Annotated in this window: 19 protein-coding genes; 5 read left to right on the top strand and 14 right to left on the bottom strand. The window is 39.9% G+C overall.

The window, feature by feature from the left end; translation table 11 throughout:
• Positions 1–12: 12 nt before the first annotated feature.
• Together MTBBW1_RS01470 and MTBBW1_RS01465 are read right to left on the bottom strand one after the other, a co-directional pair.
• Positions 13–1,110 carry a tetratricopeptide repeat protein gene (locus tag MTBBW1_RS01470; protein ID WP_080798119.1) on the bottom strand — a complete coding sequence of 366 codons (1,098 nt, stop codon included), beginning with the start codon at positions 1,108–1,110 and terminating at the stop codon, positions 13–15.
• 428 nt (positions 1,111–1,538) lie between these two features.
• On the bottom strand, positions 1,539–2,972 hold the full coding sequence (locus MTBBW1_RS01465) for a TolC family protein (RefSeq protein WP_080798118.1): 1,434 nt from the start codon (positions 2,970–2,972) through the stop codon (positions 1,539–1,541).
• Positions 2,973–3,606: 634 nt separating this feature from the next.
• Between MTBBW1_RS01465 and MTBBW1_RS01460 the strand changes: the two genes are divergently transcribed.
• The 5 genes from MTBBW1_RS01460 to MTBBW1_RS01440 all read left to right on the top strand — a co-directional run bounded on the left by MTBBW1_RS01460 (position 3,607) and on the right by MTBBW1_RS01440 (position 7,389).
• Positions 3,607–4,239: a cobalamin B12-binding domain-containing protein gene (locus MTBBW1_RS01460; protein WP_080798116.1), complete on the top strand. Its 633-nt coding sequence runs from the start codon at positions 3,607–3,609 to the stop codon at positions 4,237–4,239.
• Positions 4,240–4,268: 29 nt separating this feature from the next.
• Positions 4,269–5,069, top strand: coding sequence for a dihydropteroate synthase (locus tag MTBBW1_RS01455; protein ID WP_080798114.1), 801 nt, complete (start codon positions 4,269–4,271; stop codon positions 5,067–5,069).
• Between the two features lie 136 nt (positions 5,070–5,205).
• Positions 5,206–5,988 (top strand): motility protein A, encoded by a 783-nt coding sequence (locus MTBBW1_RS01450; protein ID WP_080798113.1) that lies wholly within the window; start codon positions 5,206–5,208, stop codon positions 5,986–5,988.
• 110 nt (positions 5,989–6,098) lie between these two features.
• Positions 6,099–6,836 (top strand): OmpA/MotB family protein, encoded by a 738-nt coding sequence (locus MTBBW1_RS01445; RefSeq protein ID WP_080798110.1) that lies wholly within the window; start codon positions 6,099–6,101, stop codon positions 6,834–6,836.
• The gene (locus MTBBW1_RS01440; RefSeq protein WP_080798108.1) at positions 6,805–7,389 is read left to right on the top strand and encodes a PilZ domain-containing protein; all 585 of its coding nucleotides are present in this window, start codon (positions 6,805–6,807) and stop codon (positions 7,387–7,389) included. Before MTBBW1_RS01445 ends, MTBBW1_RS01440 begins: the two co-directional genes overlap by 32 nt.
• 135 nt (positions 7,390–7,524) lie before the next feature.
• Here the strand turns inward: MTBBW1_RS01440 and MTBBW1_RS01435 are convergent, their stop codons facing one another.
• The 12 genes from MTBBW1_RS01435 to MTBBW1_RS01380 all read right to left on the bottom strand — a co-directional run bounded on the left by MTBBW1_RS01435 (position 7,525) and on the right by MTBBW1_RS01380 (position 21,977).
• Positions 7,525–8,469, bottom strand: a complete 945-nt coding sequence (locus MTBBW1_RS01435; RefSeq protein ID WP_245809247.1) for a DUF3352 domain-containing protein — start codon at positions 8,467–8,469, stop codon at positions 7,525–7,527.
• Positions 8,470–8,501: 32 nt separating this feature from the next.
• On the bottom strand, positions 8,502–9,524 hold the full coding sequence (locus MTBBW1_RS01430) for a hypothetical protein (protein WP_080798103.1): 1,023 nt from the start codon (positions 9,522–9,524) through the stop codon (positions 8,502–8,504).
• Positions 9,525–9,734: 210 nt separating this feature from the next.
• Positions 9,735–10,262, bottom strand: coding sequence for a YfcE family phosphodiesterase (locus MTBBW1_RS01425; RefSeq protein WP_080798100.1), 528 nt, complete (start codon positions 10,260–10,262; stop codon positions 9,735–9,737).
• A 3-nt stretch (positions 10,263–10,265) separates the two neighbouring features.
• Complete coding sequence (locus MTBBW1_RS01420; protein WP_080798098.1) at positions 10,266–10,508, bottom strand: cytoplasmic protein; 243 nt, start codon at positions 10,506–10,508, stop codon at positions 10,266–10,268.
• 279 nt (positions 10,509–10,787) lie between these two features.
• Entirely contained in the window at positions 10,788–12,857 is a 2,070-nt protein-coding gene (gene fusA, locus MTBBW1_RS01415) for an elongation factor G (protein ID WP_080798095.1), read from the bottom strand.
• 70 nt (positions 12,858–12,927) lie between these two features.
• Entirely contained in the window at positions 12,928–13,755 is an 828-nt protein-coding gene (locus MTBBW1_RS01410; protein WP_342743872.1) for a TlyA family RNA methyltransferase, read from the bottom strand.
• Positions 13,756–14,174: 419 nt separating this feature from the next.
• Positions 14,175–16,232, bottom strand: coding sequence for a 1-deoxy-D-xylulose-5-phosphate synthase (gene dxs / locus MTBBW1_RS01405; protein ID WP_080798092.1), 2,058 nt, complete (start codon positions 16,230–16,232; stop codon positions 14,175–14,177).
• A gap of 146 nt (positions 16,233–16,378) precedes the next feature.
• A complete protein-coding gene (locus tag MTBBW1_RS01400; protein WP_080798089.1) occupies positions 16,379–17,347 on the bottom strand; it encodes a polyprenyl synthetase family protein in 969 nt (322 codons plus the stop codon).
• Entirely contained in the window at positions 17,340–17,567 is a 228-nt protein-coding gene (gene xseB / locus MTBBW1_RS01395; protein ID WP_080798086.1) for an exodeoxyribonuclease VII small subunit, read from the bottom strand. The genes MTBBW1_RS01400 and xseB overlap by 8 nt, the downstream gene beginning before the upstream one ends.
• A gap of 42 nt (positions 17,568–17,609) precedes the next feature.
• A complete protein-coding gene (gene xseA, locus MTBBW1_RS01390) occupies positions 17,610–18,995 on the bottom strand; it encodes an exodeoxyribonuclease VII large subunit (RefSeq protein WP_080798084.1) in 1,386 nt (461 codons plus the stop codon).
• Positions 18,996–19,432: 437 nt separating this feature from the next.
• A complete protein-coding gene (locus tag MTBBW1_RS01385; protein ID WP_080798081.1) occupies positions 19,433–21,187 on the bottom strand; it encodes an FAD-binding protein in 1,755 nt (584 codons plus the stop codon).
• A complete protein-coding gene (locus tag MTBBW1_RS01380) occupies positions 21,180–21,977 on the bottom strand; it encodes an electron transfer flavoprotein subunit beta/FixA family protein (protein WP_080798078.1) in 798 nt (265 codons plus the stop codon). The genes MTBBW1_RS01385 and MTBBW1_RS01380 overlap by 8 nt, the downstream gene beginning before the upstream one ends.
• Positions 21,978–21,993 lie beyond the last annotated feature (16 nt).

Here is a 21,993-nt window from a genome sequence, read left to right as displayed (position 1 = left end):
AAAAAAAATCCATTATTCATTTTGATCAATTTCCGTTGATAAGGAAAGAGGGTTTAAACCTAATGAATCAAACATTTCTCTGAAACGCACAATTCTCCCATTGATATCTTCACCATCTTCCTCAATTATCTTTAACTCTGGATATTTTTGTAAAAGCTGATCCGAAAGGAGTATGGTTGCTTTATATTCGTCAAGGGCTTGTTCTGCATGGCCACTTTTCCAATAGATATCCCCCAGCATCAGGTGTATCACTCCCTTAAACTGATCACCGGAACTGAGCTTATGCAAAATCTGCCTTGCTTCATCATAATTTTTTTGTGCTATATATGCTTTGGCAAGATTTAGTTCAATTATTTTTTTATCAGGATTTTTCTCTATAAATCCCTGCAATAATTCCACCGCTGCTGAAATTTCCAGGCGGGAAACCAAAATTTTTGACAACAATGCAGTGGCCCTTGTGTGATCAGGCTCAAACTCAAGAACCTTTTTAAGATCAATAATTGCCTTGTCAAAATGTTGCTGCTTTAAAAATATACGGGCACGGGTCAAATAAAGTGTACTGGAATCAGGCACCCTGACAATCATGCTTTCAAGTAAATCCTTGGCCTCGGTAATCCTTTCAAGGTTTATTAATGTACCCACCAATAATACAGAGGCATCCACAGATTGGGGATTGTAACGAAGAGCCAAACGAAGTTCGTCTTCAGCCTCTTTTTTTTTCCCCATCTGCAGATAGATCCTTGCAGCCTTAATACGGTTTTTTGCATGGGAAGGTTCAAACTCAATGGCCATCTTCAGATATCGCAAAGCCTTTTCAAAGTTATCATTGTTTTGTGCAATTCTTGCCAGCATTGACAATGCAGCTCCCCTTGATTCTGTGACACGGGAAGCCTTACTGCAATATTCAACAGCTTTATCGATGTTACCCTGGCTCACAGATATTGATGCAAGCCCCATTAATGCTCCGCCAGCATCGGGTATATCTTGCAGTATATCTTGAAAAGCCCTGGCTGCTTTGTCAAAATCATCATTTTGCAAATATTTGCGGGCCATATTTAAACGTTTTTTTAGTTGTCGCTTCTGCATTTTGGTAGCCTTTTGCTCTTGCATAACTTTTGCCTCTCCATTTTATCCGGAAAATTTTATATGAAAGTCTCGGTAACATCCTGTTTTTAAAACGACTTTCATCTCTTCGATTGTGGCGGTCATCAGCCATGTACGTTATTAGAAAGTCTCCTTAATATGCTGATATACAACGACTTTCATGTTTAGTTGTGATGCGTCAGCAAACATGGGGGGTTTATATGAAAGTCCCCGCAAATGGCTGTTTTCATAAAGACTTTCATCCCTTCGATTGTGGCAGAAATTTGCCATGTATGTTTATATGAAAGTCCCCGCAAATGGCTGTTTTCATAGAGACTTTCATCCCTTCGATTGTGGCGGTCATCAGCCATGTACGTTATATGAAAGTCCGTATAAGTGCTTATTTTTATGAAGATTTTCATCAATTTGATTGTGGCGGCTATACGCTATATACTTTATCTAAGGGACTCTACATATTCATTTAAATCTTTTTTCCCCATTGCACGGTACAAAGCTGCCTTTGAAATCTTAAAATCATATAATGCATTGTAATATGAAGTAAGAGATTGGGTTAACAAAGTTTGTGCAGTTAAAAATTCTCCCATTGTAACCATTTGTTTTGAATATTTTTCCTTTATTATCCTGAAATTTTCCCTTGACTGCTCAATGGCAGTTTCAGCAGCCTCAATGGCAGACATCCTTTCGGTTACCTTCAAATATAGCTCCCTTACCTCCAGTGTAATTCCATCAACCAATTGTTGTTTTACGTTTCTGGCCTGGAGAATACGGTTATCTTTTTCTCCCATCAAATTGGATGTCCGCCCCCAATCCCATAATTTCCAGCTTGCAGCCACATGAATATTCCAGACATTTTTATCTCCAATGCCAACACCTCCATCCACCATGGGGTCAGTGCCACGCCTTGTATATGTTCCCAAAAGATCAACAGAGGGGTATCTGTCTTTTTTTGAAATTTCATATTCCTTCTCAGCCACCTCTATATCCTGATCTGCAATTTTAATTTCCACTCTTTCTGCCATGGCACTAAACAGGCAATCATCAAGGTTCAAGGGAAAAGGTGAAAAGCTTGTAATATCAACTATATCAATATTATTAGTCAATGGTTTTTGCAAAAGGGAGTTGAGGTAGTATTGAGCATTTTTAATATTATTTTGTGCTGTTACAAGGTTTTGCCTGGCATTGGCAAGTTCTGCTTCACTTTGAAGCAGATCGGTAATTGAAATTAACCCTGCTTGCTGCATATTAAAAGCTATTTCCCTTTGGACACCTATCTGCTCAAGTGAGTCATGGGCAACTCTAACCAGCTTCCCAAATTTCAACAATGAAAAATAGCCGTTTATGGCATCTAAAATAATATTCTGTCGAATTAAATCATCCGAAAATTGGGCAATTTTAACTTTAATATCTGATATCTGATATCTGTTTTCAAGCTCAAATCCGCTAAAAACAGGTTGTGAGAAGGAAGCAATGAACTGGAATTCATCGAGGGGATTTGTAACCGCATTATTTTCAAAAACATCATTTTCCCTGAAATTTAACGACTGTAATGTGGGTTCATCACGACGCATATAATCATATTTTACCTGCAGGGATGGATAAAATGCTGTGAGTTGTACTTTTTTATTATACCTTGCAGCATTTATTTCATAATTATATTGACGCAATTGCAGGCTTGTCTGGATGGCACCCTCAATAACCTGCTTTAAATCAAGTGTATCCGCGAAGGTAAGGCCTCTATACGAAAAAGAAATCAAAGGAGAGCATAACAGTAAAATAAATATGATATTTGTCAATGATTGGCGATTGGTCTTTGGCATGTATTTTTTGAGCCTGTTTTTTGAAAAAAGATTTTGAATAAATTTGGGCATCCTTCAGAATCCATCAAAAGTAGTTGACACTTTTTTTGAGATAATTCCCTAAAAATGGGAATGTGGCTCCAAAAAGTGTAAACTGGCAAATGAAGGATGCCTAAATTTGCAAGTTAACATGTTGTCTCTGTGAAGTATATTGGCACTGTAGCTGATTTATTTACCGAACTAAAAGGTCATAGCGGGGATGCATGATAGCAACCATGAACAATTCCTTTGTATCTCAATTTTCGGAAAACATCAAACTCAACTACATGTCATTTGATCGTGTCATTATCCGTGGCTACATCCGTTAATTACTTTTTCCTTGACGTTTTCGTTCAATTTTTCAAAGCCATGTGGATCTCAAAAGGGATCTCACAAAAGAGTAACCTGAAAAGCATGATATCAGAATCCTTATCATAATAATGGCTTTTTGATTGTTCACTTTATTTGTATAAATTTGCAATAGCTTTATATGCAAAAAATTGAGAGATCCTTCATATTGTCCCAAAAACACTTTATTATTCAGTGAAAAAGTGCAAAAAGACTTGTGGCAAAAACAAAAACAGCGTATATAGACAAAAAAACAGATGAAGCCATCAGGAAAAAACACAATCTCATAAAATAAATTCTATTCAGTAAGGAGAAAAAAATGGCGGATTTTAATGCTATGACAGAAGCTCTGGTTGCATGTGATACTGACAAGGTAATTTCTCTTGTTAATTCTGCTCTTGCAGAAAATACCCCTGCAACAGATATTCTGAACAAAGGTCTGATTGCAGGCATGGACATTGTCGGCGAAAAAATGGAAAGCGGCGACATGTTTATCCCTGAAGTTCTGATGGCAGCCCAGGCAATGGGTCAGTGTGTAGCAATTTTGAAACCTCTTCTTGGTGAGGGTGAGACAGATGCGGGTGGCACCGTAATTATTGGAACCGTTAAGGGAGACCTCCACGACATTGGAAAAAATCTTGTTGCAATGATGATGGAAAGTGCCGGTATGACTGTTCACAACATAGGTGTTGATATTGCTCCTGAAGAGTTTGTTAAACAGATCAATGAAAAAAATGCAAAAATCGTCTGTCTGTCTGCTCTTTTGACCACAACAATGCCAATGATGAAAAAAACAGTTGATGCAATAGTTGAGTCAGGGTTAAGGGATAAGGTTAAAATCATGGTGGGTGGTGCTCCTGTTACCCAGGCATTTTCTGATGAAATCGGCGCAGATGGATTTGCACCTGATGCTGGTTCTGCTTCTAAACTTGCAAAATCTTTCGTAAAATAGAATCTGATTTTAAGGAGGAATATACCAGAATGTTTGAAGTAATCGGTGAGAGGATAAACACCTCACGAAAGAATGTGCAGAAAGCTGTTGCGGAAAGAGATGCTGCTTACATTATTGATGATGTAAAAAAACAGCAGGAAGCAGGTGCCAATTTTATTGATGTTAACGCAGGTGCTCGAATAGGTCATGAAGAAGAGGATATGAAGTGGCTTCTTGACACAATTCAACCAATTGCAACTGTACCGCTTTGCCTTGACAGTCCTGATCCGGCTATTCTTGAAATGGCCTATCAAATGGTTGAAAAGACCCCAATGATCAACTCCATCAGCCTTGAAAAAGATCGTTTTGATACAATGATGCCTTTTTTGACAGGCAAAGAGTGCAAAGTAATTGCCCTCTGTATGGATGATGCAGGAATGCCTTCTTCATCAGATGATATAGTTGCAAGAGCAGTGAAGCTAGTTGAAGAACTCAACAAGATCGGCATAAAAACAGAAAATATTTACATTGATCCTCTTGTACAGCCCATCAGCACTGACAGTAACAAAGGCGTTATGGTACTTGACGCTGTGAGGGCGATAAAGTCAAAATTTCCAGAGGTTCACATAACAGGCGGATTGTCAAATATATCCTACGGTCTTCCACAGAGGAAGATTATCAATAGAACATTCGTTGCTCTAATGATGGATGCCGGTATGGATTCTGCCATTATTGATCCCCTTGATGTTAAAATCATGGCAACTATCAAAACTGCTGACATGCTTCTTGGAAATGATAATTTCTGTGGAAACTACCTTAAAGGAGTACGTGCAGGCGTTATTGAAAGTTAGTTGATTTGTAAGACATCTATTTTTTATTTAAGGCAGGCATCACCAAACTTGGGGGAGGCAGGGAATTACAATTCCCTGCCTTTCCTGTTTTAAACATAGTGCTTTGACAAAGCACTGCTGAAAACTGGATCTTTTTATGGATATCGCTTCGTTTCTTGGCGTAATTTCAGGCATCTCTCTTATTGTAAGTGCCATATTTATCGGTGGAGATATCAATAATTTCATCAATATTGAAGGCATGATGATTGTAGGTGGCGGTACTTTGGCCACAACACTTCTCACCTTCCAATTCAAGGATGTATTGGCAGCTTTTAAAGCAGCTTATTTTGTCTTTTCTAAGGAGAAGGAAGACCCCAATGATGCAGTTGCCACAATGATAAAGCTTTGCCACCTAAGCCGTAAACAGGGGCTCCTTGAACTTAGCAAAATAAAAACAAAATCCGGATTTTTAAAAAAAGCCTGCGGCCTTATTTCTGACGGTTCTTCTGAGCAGGTTATAAGGGCTGCACTTTTAACGGAAATTGATTCTTTGAAGTTGCGGCATTATATTGTTCAGGATGTTTTCAGAAAAATGGGTATCTACTCCCCGGCATTTGGTATGCTTGGAACCCTCATAGGTCTTGTCCAGATGTTAAGCAAGCTCCAGGATCCTTCAAGTATAGGACCTGCAATGGCAACAGCCCTTCTTACAACTTTTTATGGCTCCCTTATGTCCACCCTTCTTTTTCTGCCCATTGCAGGCAAACTGAAATCAAGGACTGTAATGGAGGTAATAAATCTAGAAATCATGCTGGAAGGAGCAATCTCCATACTTGACAGCAATAATCCTGTGGTTGTTTATGAAAAGCTCTCTTCGTTTATCCCGGAAAGGCTAAGAAAACCCATAACCGGAATGAATTACCGAAGTGAAAACAAATAATACCCATCACCGGAATGAATTACAAAAATGAAAACAAATATAATTGCCGACAATTTTCCATTTACCTCGGAAAGACTTAAGAAAAAACTTCACCGGAATGAATTACCGAAATGAAAACATATAAAATTGCCGACAATTTTACTTCTGATGATGATGAGGGCGCAGGATGGCTTATGACCTATGCCGATCTTGTGACTCTTCTTCTGGTTTTTTTTGTACTGCTTTATTCCATATCCTCCACAGAAACAGAGAGATTCGCAGCAACAGTAAAGTCAATTAAAAGCGAGATAGAGGCAAATTCCCTTTTTGCGGAATATCTTGATATGTTTGATTTCCCTGATTACAGCAGTGATCAGATACCGCTTGATCAACGGATAGGGCTGACTTCAAGGCAGGATATACTTATCAGGGATGTCAATAAATATGTCACCCAAAATAGTGACAATAACAATCTTAAAACATTTGTTCATATGGGTAAAATAATAATCCGAATTGATGGCTCATATGTTTTCAAACCTGGACTTGCTGTTCTGAACAAAGGGTTTATTCCTGTTCTCGGGCAGATACTTGATATTCTTGATCGTTATCCTGATTATAATCTCAATATCAAGGGGCATACTGATGATGTTGAGGTAGCTTCCGGTAAATATGCTTCAAACTGGGAGCTCTCGTCTGCAAGGGCAACCGAGGTATTAAAATTTCTTATTAAAAACGGGATTGAGCCACAGAGATTAACAGCAACAGGCTATGGATCAACAATACCTGTTGTTTCTAATACTTCTGATGAAAACAGGGCAAAAAACAGGAGGGTTGAATTTGTTCTGGAAAAAGAAATCTCACAATACTGACACTTCACGCAATACAGACACTTCATGTCGCGATTCGGCTGAGAGCTGCGAACCTGAAAAGAATGAAGGGGGTTTTAATGAAAATCATTCATCACTTTCATCAGCGTCCTTGAATCATCAACAGGATGATGAGAAATCTCAAGTTATTGATGACGCTATCTACCAGAGCCAGAGTCGAAGAGAAGCATTTCGCTATGCACCGGAGGATGGAAGTGTACTTTTTGAAATGACTTTTCTCAATACAATAGTAAAAATTATGGATCTTAGTGCTGGCGGACTTTCATTTCTCAATACCGGATTTAACAGAGATGACAGTGATACTGTGACTTTAATTTTAAAAGATGTCAATATCAGGGCAGGGGGGCGTAATATAAGTCAGATTGACAACGTTAAGGCTAAGATCATAGATATTGACAATAACAATATATGTCATGCAATTTTTGAAGACCTTTCTAATGAGGATGCTGATATCCTGCATCAGTATATTCTTGAAAAGCAGAAGCAGGATATCAGAAAAAAAAAGCAGACCGTTTCCCAAGCCAATAGCCTTTAGAGACTCAACTGGTGCTTCTTCAAGTTTAAACTGTCGGGTGACTTCTAAGGCTTTTCAAAGGTTCAAGGCATTTTCTACCCGACAATCAAACCTTGAAAGAACACAAGTTTCAGTGATATCATCGGGTGATCAGTGTTATTTAGTCTGCTTCATTTCACCTATTTTGTCTGAAACATCCTTGACACCTTTGAAAAATGGCTTGTCGAAGCCTGTTTTGATGACAAAATCACCTTTCATTTCATCTTTTCCAGCCTTTGCAATGAATGAAACATAGTGAAAAAGATCGGCCAGTTTCTGAAATTCCGGTGTCATTACAATGGATGCATCTTCTGAAAGAGTCATCAACATGGGTATGAAATTTTTTACAGTATAAAAAACTTCTTTTAAATCCATATAGAATACAGATATTTCATTTTTAAGCCCATCTTTAAGAGTTTTATCCTTAATGGAATTCAAAAAGCCCTTGGAGGGATCAGCGTCAAGCCCCTTTTCAAACATCGGTTTACCCATTGTAACAACAAGATGATTTCCTTTAAAACCAGCATACAGCTGAAGAGGCCCAACCGGTACCATATATACTTTGCTGCCTTTGATATCAAGTCGATTAACCATCTGCTGCTGCTCTTCCGGTATTTTTGCTATGGCTTTTTCAATTAGACTGACCATCTTTGCAGGCTCTTTGAACTCAAGGGAGATCAGAGTATTAATATTGCCCATATTGATACTCATGCCATCGTATATTCCCGCACTGAAGTTGCTGCCAAGATTATTGATCAACTCAGTTTCAAGGTCAATACCATACTCTGTTTTTACTGAGTGAAAGCCTTCCTTGATCAGCTCAAGTGTCTCTTTGTCAAGTGTATCCTGAAGAAGCTTCCAGTAGTTCTGCATATTTTGTGCAGCACTCCATAAAAGGGCAGGGGAGTCTGGTATTCCAAGAACAATGTCTCTATTTACAGTTATCCCTTTAAAAAGGCTGAAAAGTTTTGATGACTCAATGATTTGAACATAAAAATGGGCTTTCAGGTCGCTGCTTTTCAGGTCAACGGAAATGGCTGTGGATTTGTAATCCTTCAGCATTTCGGGCAACTCAGGGGTTTCCGAAGAGTTATTCAAGTTATAAATTTCAGCCAGGTCAGGAAAAAAAGAGATAAAAAAGCCATTGATTCATGGGGCTGTTTCATCAGATGTTCCATGTTGGCATAAAAGAGAATATCTTTTCCGCCCTCAAGTTTTTTCATTGTCTTGATAAATGCCTTGCTGCTGCCAAGCTTGCCGGAGTTATTTTTTATGTTCTCAAAAAATGAACGGGCATCTCTGGCAGGATTTGTACCCAAGAGTACATAACCATTTACTGCAATCATGTAGTTGGGATAGTTGTAAACAATAGCATCATCTAAGGCCTGAATATCATCCTGGCTAATCAAATATTGGTCATCCTCATCGACAACTCCATCCTCTCCCTTGCTGTTTTCTGTTGCCTGACCCTGTTCTGTAGTGGTCTCTGTGTTTTCGTTCTGTTTTAAACTTTTTTCTGTGACCTCTCCCTGTTCTGAACTATCTTCAGTGTTTAAATTATTTTCTGTATAACTGTTACCATCTGTCCCGTTTTCTTCGATATAAGGCTCACCCTCTCCCTGAAATTCCCATTGCCAAAGCTCCCCGATCTGCTGAAATTTAACGCTCTCATTATTTTTTTCAATTATTTGGCGTATCCAGGCCATGGCCTTGTTACCATCTTTAACCGGAAGAAAAACAATCAGGTTTGCGTCTGGCTCTTCATTTTCGTCATTCATGGTTATGTCTGAGATGGCGATTCCTGATGGCCTTTGCATATCAAATCCGTTTTTGTCAAACTCATCCAGATCAAAGGGATTGAATCCCAGTTCGGATTTAAGCTCTTCGAGGTCTTCAATGGGTTCTCCCCAGAAAGAGCTGTCTGTAATAGAAAATGTATTATAAATGTTGTTAAGAGAAGAACATTGAAGCAGAATATCTGTGGTTTCCGGAAGCAGATCTGTAATTTGTGATGAAGATGCTGAGGATTGAGCATATGGAATTGTAAAGAGAAGATTAAAAAACAAGGTTAGAAGGGATATTTTAAGTTTCAGCGAAAAATCAGATTTTATTTTCATGGAGCCTCCTTTAATGTGAATCAGAAAAAAGCAAAGTTATGATTTTTTTGTAACATAGCAGACTTATCACCACAATCAAAGTTAAGAAAAATATGAACCATGATTACAAGATTTAAGGATTATCATGATGGACAATCAGGATAATCCCTTAATAATGACAATCATGGTTTTAAAAAGTGTAAACCAGTCAATAAAAGGTGCTAAAAAAACTCAAGAGAAATTCAACATCAGGGACTTTATTACTTCTCCTGCTTTAATATTGATTATTTTAGCCTCATTGTTTTCAATCAAGGCGTAGGTATAAAAACCATTCCTGGGAGCAGAAAGTGAACCCGGGTTAATAAAGGTTATCTCCTTTTTTTTATCCAGAGCATAAACATGTGTGTGACCTTGAACCACTATGCCTGACTGGAATGGAAGTTCATTTAGGCGCTGGTGTCCATGATGAAGCAATATTTTATACCCCATGCATTCAAAAATCATGGAGTCCAGATACCCTGGCGAAAATGATGACTTATCGCAGTTGCCATAGACATAAAAAAATGGGTATGGAAAATTATTGGAAACCTCTTTCAGGATCATTTCAGGCTGATAATCTGATGAGCCATGACATGGATATCTTGTGCTGAAAAGATCTCCTGCAACAACAAGAGTGTCACCAGGGGAAAGAATATTTTTGATTGCAAGCCAGTTACTGTAGCTTCCATGAATATCTGCTGTAATGACAATTTTGGACATAACTTATCTATCCTTAAGGAAAATCCTGTGATACTCCTCTTCTGAAAGGTGTTTATGAATTAAATGATTCACAAGATCATAAACTCGGGTGATCTCTTCATTGGAAAGTTTTGGCAGCAGGTGAGCCATAAACTTGTCTTCAGAAAATTTTTGAAGATAGAAGATCAATGTCTCTTCATCAGTCTCTCTGTCAAGCCCAAAAGCTCCGGCACCCTCGTAGTTGTGTACGAATTGATGTGTGTCCAATTAATGCATTATCCTTTATCTCTCGTTCGTCATAAATTCTTGCATACCACCCACAGTATTGTGGGTAAAACAAAAAACACAATATATGGTGGTGGTTTTGACGACTTTCGACCTTTGAGTTTAGCTTTTAAAGGGAACAAATGGGGATTGATGAAAAGAGCCTGATTTTAAAATTACTCGTCAGTCATAATCTCATTTTACAGGATTTTCCATTTAAAAACAGGCTCTATATTATCTCTTCGTCTCTATGATGCCCCATTTGCTGTGTTTTTTAATATACTACTCTTCTCTTTCAGCCTTGATTTTCTCTATGACCTTTTGTGCCATATCACCTGGAACCTCATCATAATGGTCAAATTCAAGGGTAAATGTTCCGCGTCCACCAGTCATGGATCTCAGATCAGGTGCATATCTTAGGATCTCTGCCATTGGAACGTGGGCATTGATGACCTGTTTTTCGCCTTCGGTGTCCATTCCAAGAACCCTGCCACGCCTGGAGTTGAGATCACCCATTATATCACCTGTATATTCATCCGGTATTACTATGGAAATTTTCATGATTGGTTCAAGCAGGGTGGCACTTGCCTGCTCAGCAGCCTTTTTAAAGGCAATTGAGCCTGCCATTTTAAAGGCCATTTCAGAGGAATCAACAGAGTGATAACTTCCATCATCAACTGTTACCTTGAAATCCACACAGGGAAATCCAGCAAGGATACCTTTCTGGGATGCTTCTACAACACCTTTTTCCACTGCCGGTATATATGTTTTGGGAATTGAGCCTCCGACAATTTTATCAATAAATTCAAATCCGCTTCCCTTGGGGCCAGGTTCAAGAATAATCCAGCAGTCTCCAAACTGTCCGTGGCCTCCGGACTGTTTCTTGTGTCGTCCCTGTACTCTGATTTTCTTTTTAAATGTCTCTCTGTATGGAACCTTGGGAGTGTTGATCTCCATCTCAACATTGAATTTTCTTTTAATTTTTTCAATGGTTGTTTCAATGTGAACAAGGCCACGTCCCGAAAGAATGGTTTCGTTGGTTTCAAGTTCTCGTTTCAGATGAAGACCTGTATCTTCTTCCATTATTTTTCTCAATGCACCATGCACCTTATCTTCCTCTCCCTGATTTTTGGAAGAGACAGCAAAGGAGATAACAGGCGGCATGGGGGCAGGGGCATCAAACATGACCTCTTTGTCATCACTCATGGTATCGCCGGTAAAAGTCTCTTTCAGCTTTGCAACTGCAACAATGGCGCCTGGAAGAGCTTCTGTCACAGGTTTTTGCTCCTTTCCGACTATCTCAAGAAGCTGTGTGAATCTCTCTTTTGCGTCTTTGTTTACATTGAGAAAGTTCCCCTCTTTGCCAAGTGTACCTGAGATAACCCTGAAAACCGAAAGACGTCCTGCATATGGATCAACAATGGTATTGAAAACAAATCCATAGAAGGGCCCGTCAGATTCCGGCATGATTTGAAGCTCTTCACCATTTCTGGCTTTTGCTGTCCATGCTCCGCGATCCAAAGGTGAGGGGAGGGCATTGTTAATAAAGTCAAACAGCAGGTCAATACCAATCAGTTTTGTGGCAGAACCGCAGATAACTGGAGAAAATTCACATGCAAGAATACCTTTACGGAATGTATCAATCAGTTCCTGTTCAGATATCTCTTCCCCTTCAAGGTATTTTTCAAGAAGCTCATCATCAAGTTCTGCAATATTTTCTACAAAAGCCTCTTTTGCCGCTTCGACTTCATCAGCCATATCAGAAGGAATATCAGTTGCTTCACTGTTTCCATCACCATCATAAACATATGCCTTACCGGCCACTATATCCACAACTCCCTTGAAATCAGCTTCAGAGCCAATTGGAAGCTGCACAACAATGGCCTTTCTTTTCAATGATTTTTCACAGGCAGCAACAATGGATTCTACATTGGATCTCTCCCTGTCCAGTTTATTAATAAAAAGTACAGAAGGCAGATTATAATTTGCAACACAATCTGACACAACTTCAGTCATGGCGCTTGGTCCATCCACTCCGTCAATAACCATAATCACACTATCAGCGGCCGGAATACATGTTGTGGCAGATGAAATAAAATTCTGGTCCCCAGGTGTGTCCATCAGGGTAACCTGGTGCTTTTTCCAGGCATATTTATGAAAAGCACTGCTTACACTTTGCTGTTTTCTCACTTCTTCCGGCTGGAAATCCATGGCAGTGTTTCCTTCTTCCACCTTTCCAAATCGGGTGATAACGCCTGCCTTAAAAAGCATTGCCTCAGCCAGAGAAGTTTTACCCGCACCCCCATGGCCAGCCAGAGCGACGTTTCTCATTTTTTTGATTTTTTCAGTCATTACAGCTCCTTTTCAATTGATTGCTATTATTAAAAGTGCATTATTTGAAATATACTGATATATCCGTAAGTTATTGATTTTTATTTAATAAGCGGATTCCGTATCGCATGGATAGTATAAATTCAATATTGCCTTTGGGTCCTTTGACAGGAGACTCAATGATCTCTCCGGTTTCATAGCCTCTCTGTCTGAAAAAAAGTTCAATTTCCTCCACTATTTTATGCCTGACAGCAGGGTCTCTTACCACACCTTTCTTACCTATTCTCTCCTTGCCTGCTTCAAATTGGGGCTTGATCAATGCGAGAACTAATGTATCTTTTTTCATGAATTTTTCAGATGCGGGCACCACAAGTTTCAGTGAGATAAATGATGTGTCGATTGTTACGAGATCCATCTTCTTGCCGATTACTTCAAAATCCATGAATCTTATGTTGGTTCTTTCAATAACGTGAACCCTTGGGTCCTGCCTCAGTGACCATGCAAGCTGCCCATAACCTACATCAACAGCATAAACTTCACTTGCTCCAGATTGAAGAAGACAATCAGTAAAACCCCCCGTTGATGCTCCAATATCAAGGCATGTCATTCCGGTAATATCAAGTTTAAGGTCTCTCAGGGCCTTTTCAAGTTTAAGTCCGCCCCTGCTTACATAGGGAATATCGTCACCTTTAACTGTGATTTCCGAATCCTGGTCAACACGGGTTCCAGCCTTGTCAATCTTAAAGCCATTGACCATTATGTTTCCGGACATTATAAGTGCCTGTGCCCGTTCCCGTGATTGGACAATGCCTTTTTCAACAAGCAGAATATCAAGTCTTGGTCTGGAGTTTACGCTATTTTTCAAATTTTTTATATGCCCTGTTACCTGCTCGTAAAGTCCTATAGTTATGGTAAGCACTCAAAGCGGACAGCTATGATCTTTTGAGCCTTGTCAACAATTTCTGAATCAGGATACCCAGGATCAACATAACAGGATAAGGCAGGATTATTTATCCTGAGCATCATTTTCACTCTTCAAGTTTGATGGTCTCGTAAAAAGCCAGATTTCAGCTTTTTTTGAGTTGTAACATGCTGAAATTATTAATAGCGAGTTTTCTATTTCGGACTTTTTACAGGTTCATCACGTTTAAACCGTCGGTTGATTTACCGTGAAAATAGCGGCATCCTTCATTTCATCCAAAAGCACTTTACACTTTTCAGATGTAAAGCCTTTGAAAAAGGGAATACGAATCATAAAAGTGTAAAGCGGTAAATGAAACATGCCAAAATAGCTATCATTTTTATACTTGGGGGTGATTGATACGCAATCATGCCCGTTTACAAAGCAATTTGTTCTGTAAGCTGTTTTGCTGCCCTGACAATTGCTCTGGCATCAACCTCATATTCTGATCTTAAAATATCCTGGGAACCGTGCTCCACAAACCTGTTTTTAACTCCGATTCTTTTTACCCTACATCCTGTTGCATCGTTGTCTGCAAGAAGCTCAAGCACAGCACTTCCAAATCCTCCATCAAGAACATGCTCCTCCACTGTGATTATCAATGGTATCTCTTTTGCAAGTTCAAGTATCAATTCAGCATCAAGGGGTTTTATAAAGCGTGCATTGACAAGGGTAGGGGAGATGCCCATTTTTTCAAGCTCTTCAACGGCCTTTATTCCCTCCTGAACAGTTCTTCCAGCAGCAATGATAAGAATATTTTTCCCTGTTTCTGCTGCATTAGAAAATAATTTATTATCAGATGTTTTTTCCAATGATGTCACTTCTTGACTGACAATTTCGGTATCAGTTTTTCTGGGCGCTGTCACTTTTTGGGTGACAATTTCGGCATTGGTTTTTCTGGTTGTTGTACTCCTTTTATGGATAATCTCCGCTTTCCCGATCTTTATGGGATTGTCAATTAAAAGATAATCAGGGGAGTCTGGAGAGACCGCTCCAACCCCTTTGCCCCTTGGATATCGAACAGCAATGGGGCCATTATGTTGGATTGCAGCAACAAGCATTGCAGCAAGTTCCTGCTCATCCTTCGGAGCCATAATGGTCATGTTGGGAATGTTCCTTAAAAAAGCAAAATCAAAGAGCCCATGATGGGTGGGGCCGTCTTCTCCCACAATACCCCCCCTGTCAAGGGCAAAAACAACATGATGGGAATCAATGCAGACATCATGGAGTATCTGGTCATATGCACGCTGCATAAAAGTGGAGTAAATTGCGACAACAGGCTTCATCCCTTGCGATGCCATACCAGCAGCAAAGGTGACAGCATGCTGTTCAGCTATGCCCACATCAAAAAACCTGTCCGGAAATTTTTTTGAGAAACCAATAAGACCTGTCCCTTCTGGCATAGCTGCTGTTACAGCAACAATGTGTTCATTTTTCTCTGCAAGTTTGGTGATGGTTTTTCCGAAAATTTCCGTGTAGGTGGGTACAGGATTCTTTTTGCCGGAAGAGTTGCCGTTTCCTGTGGTAACATCAAATGCACCGACACCATGAAAATAGACTGGATTTTTTTCAGCCGGAGAATATCCTTTGCCTTTAGTGGTGGTTACATGCAGAAGAACAGGCTCCTCCAGCATCTTTATATTTTCCATTATATCAATTAGATGATTAAGACGATGGCCGTTTATTGGGCCAAAATAGTCAAAATCAAATGCCTCAAACAACATACCTGGGGTTACAAATGTCTTAAATGAATTTTCAGATTTTTTGGCAAACTGATATATGTCATAGCCGATCCCAGGAAGTTTTTTCAGAAACGATCCAAAATCTTTTTTCATGTTCTGGAGATAGTTAGCTGAAAGTGTTCGGCTAAGAAAAGATGAAAGGGCACCAACATTGGGTGATATTGACATATCATTATCATTGAGGATGACTATAAGATCACTGTCGGAATCCCCTGCCTGATTAAGCCCTTCATATGCAAGGCCGGCTGTCATGGAGCCATCTCCTATTACTGAAATAACCTTTGATCTATTCTTTTTGAGCTTTTTACCCACAGCAATGCCAAGACCTGCCGAGATTGATGTGCTGCTGTGCCCCACAGTAAAGGCATCACACGGACTTTCGCTTCTTTTTGTGAATCCTGAAATACCCTTGTATGTTCTAAGGGTATCAAAATGGGCATCCCTTCCTGTAAGAAGTTTATGGGCATATGCCTGATGTCCAACATCCCACACCAGACTGTCCCCCGGGATATCAAAGACATAGTGTATTGCAAGTGTCAGTTCAACAACACCAAGGCTTGATGCCAGGTGTCCACCTCTTTTTGAGACAACTGCAATAATACGTTCTCTTATCTCCCTGGCAAGTGCAGGTAACTGTTCCCTTGGTATTTTTTTAAGGTCAATGCCGTTTTTTATGGTACTGAGCAAGGTCAATGGTGTTCTCCTAAAAAATGCCTCAAAAACAGGCGTCCTTCATATCGCATCAAAAGTACTTTACACTTTTTTGAGAAATATCCTTAAAAATAAGGTTGCTTCCCTGGAGAGTGTAAAACGGTAAATGAAGCATGCCCAAAAACATCTCATCTTTTTCTGTCAACTATATAGCCGGCAATTGCTTTCAGGGGCAGAATGTCTTTTTCATTAAAGGTATTCAATGGTTCAAGTGCCTCCTGAATTAAATTTCGGGCAAATGTTCTGGATGGCTCAAGTCCCAGAAGGGCAGGGAAGGTCATCTTGTTATTCATGGCATCGGAACCGGCTGCTTTTCCCATCACATAAGGATCTCCTTCAACATTGAGTATATCGTCTGCCACCTGAAAGGCAAGCCCCACTTTACCGGCATACTTGGCAAGACGCTCAATCTGATCTGGATCTGCTCCTGCTGACAGAGCTCCTGATTCAACACTTACAACTATCATTTTTCCTGTTTTCAGTTCATGCAGTTTTTTAAGATGAGCAAGGCAGTTGTCAATATTAACTTTGCTTTGATTGTGCTGATCTAAAAAACCTGTTGCCTGCATATCCATCATCTGTCCCTCCACCATACCGTGTGCACCGGCAGCACGGGAAATCATGGCAACAAGCTTAAACAAAATTTCATCATTAGGGCAGGGGTCAAACATTGCCCGTGGATTATGTGTAAGAATGGTAAAGGCGTGGGTAAGCAGTGCATCTCCTGCAAGTATGGCTGTTGCTTCTGAAAAGGCCTTGTGACACGTTGGAATGCCTCGGCGCAGATCATCATTATCCATTGCCGGAAGGTCGTCATGTATCAGAGAGTAAGTGTGAATCATCTCAATTGAACAGGCAGCCGGCAGAGCCAGGCGAAAATCTTTTCCTGTGGCCTGGGCAGCAGCCATGGCAAGTATTGGTCTTAGCCTTTTGCCACCGGCCATAAGAGAGTGTTCAATGGCTTTTGCAAGTTCATTTTCAGGGTTTAATTCCTGGATTACCTTTTTGAGATAATCATCCAGAATTGCTCTTTTCTCTTTTAAATAGGCAGAAAGGTCAAAAAGTGTATCTGTTGTGATATTAATAGATTTATTCATTGTCAAACGGTTTTTCCTGCAAATTTCCATTACCGTCATTTATTAAAATGGTAATTTTGTTTTCGATCTCATCCAATTTTTCAAGGCAGAATCTGGAGCATTTCATTCCGGATTCAAATTTTTTGATGGCATCTTCAAGGGGCAGATTACCTGATTCAAGTTCTTTTACAATCAGTTCCAGCTCTTCAAGTGATGATTCAAATGTTTTTTTCTTTGCCATTACAGACTCTTTCTTTAGCGTAGGGGAGTTAGCCTTACACAGTTATATTTTTTTTGAATTTTCTGAAACCTCGCACACAAGAGTTCCTTTTGAAAGAATTATTTCCACTTTGTCATGATTACTGACTTCTGAAGCTGACCGCAGAATGTGATTATCACGACAACGGCGGGTTATGCTGTACCCTCTGCTAAGAACAGCCATAGGGCCCAGGGCTTCAAGGTTTGCAGTTGCTGAATCAAGAGCGGCTTTATGTTGACTGATTTTTCCTTTTAAGGCAATGTTCAGCCTTGTTGTCAAATGTTCAATGTCATCTTTTAGAGCAGGAATTTTTTTTTGTGGATTACTCGTGCCCAACAAGCTTTTGAGCCACCCGAGTTGATCACGACTTCCTGAAATATGCCATTTCATTCGATGTATTAGCCGCTGCTCAAGATCATCAACTCTTAACTGCATATCATGTATAAGTACTTTGGGGCTTTTTATCCTGGTCTTGAGATCCTCAAGGTGTTTTTTTAAATTAAGCATCCGCTGTTGTAAAGTATTGATTAAGCGGTTTTGCATAACATTGACACTATTTAGAAGAATCCTTTTCTCCGGAACAGCTATTTCTGCTGCTGCCGAAGGGGTTGGAGCCCTCACATCAGCAACAAAGTCACATATTGTAAAGTCGGTTTCGTGTCCCACTGCGGAAATAACCGGAATTTCGGATGCAAAAACAGCTCTTGCAACAGTTTCTGAATTAAACGGTGAAAGATCTTCAAGGGAACCACCTCCACGGGCAATTATAATAAGCTCTGATGGCTTTTGTTTTTGTATGACAGAAGTCTCTTTTTGCTTTGCCATTAAGTTAATATTTTCAATTGCCTGCTTAATTTCTTGTTCAGCAAATTCTCCCTGAACCTTTACAGGTGCAATTTCAAGATGAAAACCCGAAAATCTTCTGGATGTGACCTGTATGATATCCCTGATAACAGAACCTGTAGGAGATGTGATTATGCTTATTTTTGAAGGCAGAAACGGAATGGGCTTTTTATGGGCTTTATCAAAAAGACCTTCAAGTGCAAGCTGTTTTTTAAGTTGTTCAAAACGAACCTGCAAAGCACCCACACCATCAGGTGCCATATGCTCAACTATTAATTGGTAAGAGCCTCTTGGTTCGTAAAGAGAAATTCTTCCAAGAGCTGTGATTTTCATTCCGTTTTCCGGATTAAAACCAAGCCTTTTTATCTGGTTGCGAAACATTACGCCATTTATAATTGAGTCAGCATCTTTAAGTGAAAAATATGCGTGACCGGAAGAGGGCAGGGCAAAGTTTGAAATTTCCCCTGTAACCCAGACAAACGGGTATCGCTCCTCAAGAAGATTCTTTATCTCTTTTGTGAGGCTGGAAACCGTGTAAATATGTGCCAGATCCTGTTTTTCTACCATAATCCTTCCATACAATTGCAGAATTCTGTCATTTAACACAAAATTAATATTTATAAAACAGTGGATTCAGAATAACAAACAAAAATTAAAAACAGCTTTGGTGCATATGGAAAAACCAATATGTCTCGGTAAGCTGAATTTTGTTTAAAGGAAGCAAAATAAAATCCGGGCATCTCAACTTTTTAAGATTTTAAGATTTGCTCATGAAAGGGTTTAAAAAGCGAAGGGTTTAAAAATTTGAAGATGTCAGAATTAAATAAATTAAAAAGTTAACATAATATATATTATCTGGACTTAAAAAATTGACAAAACATTATATCAAATTTGTCACTTTTGATTTTATGGATTTTTTAAAAATCAACAGGCATTTGGCTGTTACATAATAACGATTCTATAGATTTCCAGATAACTCACTCAAAAAATAAGGATGTCAAAAATCAAGGCGTGTAGAGCGTCACCAGGCATCTTGTGTCTTTTGAGCCAAGACTTTTCAACTGATGAGGAGTCTGGGAATTAAACTTCATGGATTCTCCGGCCATGAGTTTATGAGGTTTGCCTTCAAGGGTTAACTCAAGGATTCCTTCCATGACATAGACAAATTCTTCTCCCTCATGACGGTATGCCACTGGTTTATGTTTCTTGTTGGATTCTATGGTCACCATAAAAACACGAAGATGTTCATTTTCCGCACCAGGGGTCAGAGTCTGGTAATAATAGTTGGCTGTTCTTCTTGTATATTCCTTTGCTCTGTTACCTGAAAGTGCAGATCGCTCATCTTCATTGAGAAACGTACCTGAATCAACTCCAAATACTTCTGCAAGCTGAATCATAAACCCGACGGACGGAGTTGTTCGATTGTTTTCAAGCTCCTCAATAAACTCAGGTGTTCTGCCTGTTCTGTGGGCAAGGTCATCCTGGGATAACTGATGAGCAGTTCTCATTTGCATTAATTTTGAGCCAAAATCAGCACTATTGTGAGCAGCAATACCGCCCTCAGACTCATCATATCCCCCAATACTATTTTCACTGCCCTGCCCTGATCTTTTTTCAATGCTGTCCGCAAGTGATCGCATTGCAATTTTTTGAACCTTGTCAGTAAATAAAGGAATGAAAATGGCCGCATCTTCAACTATACCGATATCTGCAAATTGAAAAATCGGCGCTCCTGGGTCTTTATTTATAGCCACAATTTTTTTTGCTTCTGTGATACCTGCTGTATATTGGACAGCTCCTGATGTACCGACTGTTATAAGCAATTCTGGTCGGATGCTTTTTCCGGTCTGTCCGATCAAACTCTCTTCATCTGTCCAGTGCCACAAAACCGGCGGCCTTGTCGCACCTATCTGGGCACCCAGTGCAGCGGCAAGTTTTCTTAATCCCCTGAAACCATCAACATTGCCAAGTCCGGCACCTCCTGCAACAACCTTGTTTGCAGTCTCAAGGCTTTGGGGAGAAAAAGTTTTACGCCTTCTGGAGATAAGTCGAGCTTCTTCATAAAAAAGTGTTTCGCAATCTTCTGGAAATTTTATCTCTTCATAAAATTCAACTTCATCAAGATGAAGTTTTTCAAGATCAAGCGCTTGTGGAATGGATTGAGATTTTGGGGAAAAAGTATCGGTTTGATTTTTTTTCTGAATCTCTTTTCTCTTGAATGCATTCGGTTGAACAGTGATAAATCCGGTTTTTGATCTATCGGAAAAACCAAGTTCAGCCATTATCTCCCCACCGTGGGATGGACACACAGCAATTATCTCGCCATTTTCATACTTGAAGCGTAAACAGTCGGCAATAAGCCCGGAATGACACAAAAATGCAGTGCGGGCAGCTATTTCGCGCATCATGGCATTCAATGGAAAAAGGCATACCAGCGGTTGTTTTTTCTGCACAACATTAGCCAGCATACGGGAGTATGTTCCGGTTAAAATATCAGCTTGCTTGGAAGCAAAAGTAAGAACAAGAATCTTGTCTGCACCATGAGAAACGGCTTTTTCCATAGCATCCTTCAATTGAACAGATTCATCTTCTTGTTCACAAGCAGCTCCTTTCATCAGAACAAAAACCGTGCGGGATTTTACCTCTGAACGTAACGCAGCAAGCTCCCGGGCACCTTCAAGTACATTCAGACTGCTGTTCAGCAGTGACAGGCTTCTTGTATCTCCCAGAACCCATATGTCATTGGTCAGTTTATTCATTGATATTACCCCACAAGCCCTGCATGCAATAGTGTTTCCGCCAGTTGCTCAGCCTTCTGTTCCGGTGCCCCCTCAATAAAGGTACACTGTTTGATTTTTTTTGCCTTGTTCCAGGCCACAATTTTTGTGGGAGAAGCTCCAAGCCCGGTTTCATGGGGTTTAAGTTCCAGAATTTCATTGTTCCAGAACTCAATTTTGTTTTTTCAAAAGCATCTTCAATGCCATACAGGGATGTTGTTGCGCCTGACTCTTCGTTTCCATAGGAAGAGCTGACACTAAACACTGCCGGAGCTCTTATTTCAAAGGTATCCATATAGCCATCCATATCATTTTCCACCTTCCACACATTTTCATTTCCAGCAGTCAGATTTACCTTATTAATCTTATCAACCTTATTATTCTCATTTTTCTTATTAATCTCATTAATTTGGTTGACCAGGTTTATCTGGTGAATATTGCCGACAAATGGAAATCCGAGCATAACAGCGGTCTGAGGCCCCACATGACCGGTATCACTGTCTGAAGATCGTGTGCCAAACAGCACCATATCAACGGCATGAAGCCTTTTGATGGCTGTGCCAAGTACCTTTGCCGTTATGTAGGTATCCGACTCCTTTAAAGCGGGATCACAGATTAGAATACTTCTGTCTGCTCCCATGGCCATGGCCTGATAGAGTCCAAAAGTTGCATTTTGAGGCCCCATGCTTACCACGGTTATCTCTCCTTGATACTCCCTGACCAGGGAGAGTGCCATCTCAAGAGCCGGCCTGTCAAAGGGGTTTAATTCCATATTTTGTGAAGCGCGT

Source organism: Desulfamplus magnetovallimortis, assembly GCF_900170035.1.
In the GTDB taxonomy this organism is placed as follows: Bacteria; Desulfobacterota; Desulfobacteria; order Desulfobacterales; family Desulfobacteraceae; genus Desulfamplus; species Desulfamplus magnetovallimortis.
This window is presented reverse-complemented; position numbering and strand designations above follow the sequence as displayed.

Bases quoted from the DNA above. Each gene is read 5' to 3' on its own strand.
- MTBBW1_RS01450 (WP_080798113.1), top strand. From the start codon at position 5,206: ATGGATATCGCTTCGTTTCTTGGCGTAATTTCAGGCATCTCTCTTATT.
- fusA (WP_080798095.1), bottom strand. From the start codon at position 12,857: ATGACTGAAAAAATCAAAAAAATGAGAAACGTCGCTCTGGCTGGCCAT.
- MTBBW1_RS01400 (WP_080798089.1), bottom strand. From the start codon at position 17,347: ATGAATAAATCTATTAATATCACAACAGATACACTTTTTGACCTTTCT.
- MTBBW1_RS01435 (WP_245809247.1), bottom strand. From the start codon at position 8,469: ATGCTGAAGGATTACAAATCCACAGCCATTTCCGTTGACCTGAAAAGC.
- MTBBW1_RS01470 (WP_080798119.1), bottom strand. From the start codon at position 1,110: ATGCAAGAGCAAAAGGCTACCAAAATGCAGAAGCGACAACTAAAAAAA.
- MTBBW1_RS01430 (WP_080798103.1), bottom strand. From the start codon at position 9,524: ATGAAAATAAAATCTGATTTTTCGCTGAAACTTAAAATATCCCTTCTA.
- xseB (WP_080798086.1), bottom strand. From the start codon at position 17,567: ATGGCAAAGAAAAAAACATTTGAATCATCACTTGAAGAGCTGGAACTG.
- MTBBW1_RS01380 (WP_080798078.1), bottom strand. From the start codon at position 21,977: ATGGAATTAAACCCCTTTGACAGGCCGGCTCTTGAGATGGCACTCTCC.
- MTBBW1_RS01455 (WP_080798114.1), top strand. From the start codon at position 4,269: ATGTTTGAAGTAATCGGTGAGAGGATAAACACCTCACGAAAGAATGTG.
- MTBBW1_RS01465 (WP_080798118.1), bottom strand. From the start codon at position 2,972: ATGCCCAAATTTATTCAAAATCTTTTTTCAAAAAACAGGCTCAAAAAA.
- MTBBW1_RS01425 (WP_080798100.1), bottom strand. From the start codon at position 10,262: ATGTCCAAAATTGTCATTACAGCAGATATTCATGGAAGCTACAGTAAC.
- MTBBW1_RS01445 (WP_080798110.1), top strand. From the start codon at position 6,099: ATGAAAACATATAAAATTGCCGACAATTTTACTTCTGATGATGATGAG.
- MTBBW1_RS01385 (WP_080798081.1), bottom strand. From the start codon at position 21,187: ATGAATAAACTGACCAATGACATATGGGTTCTGGGAGATACAAGAAGC.
- xseA (WP_080798084.1), bottom strand. From the start codon at position 18,995: ATGGTAGAAAAACAGGATCTGGCACATATTTACACGGTTTCCAGCCTC.
- MTBBW1_RS01460 (WP_080798116.1), top strand. From the start codon at position 3,607: ATGGCGGATTTTAATGCTATGACAGAAGCTCTGGTTGCATGTGATACT.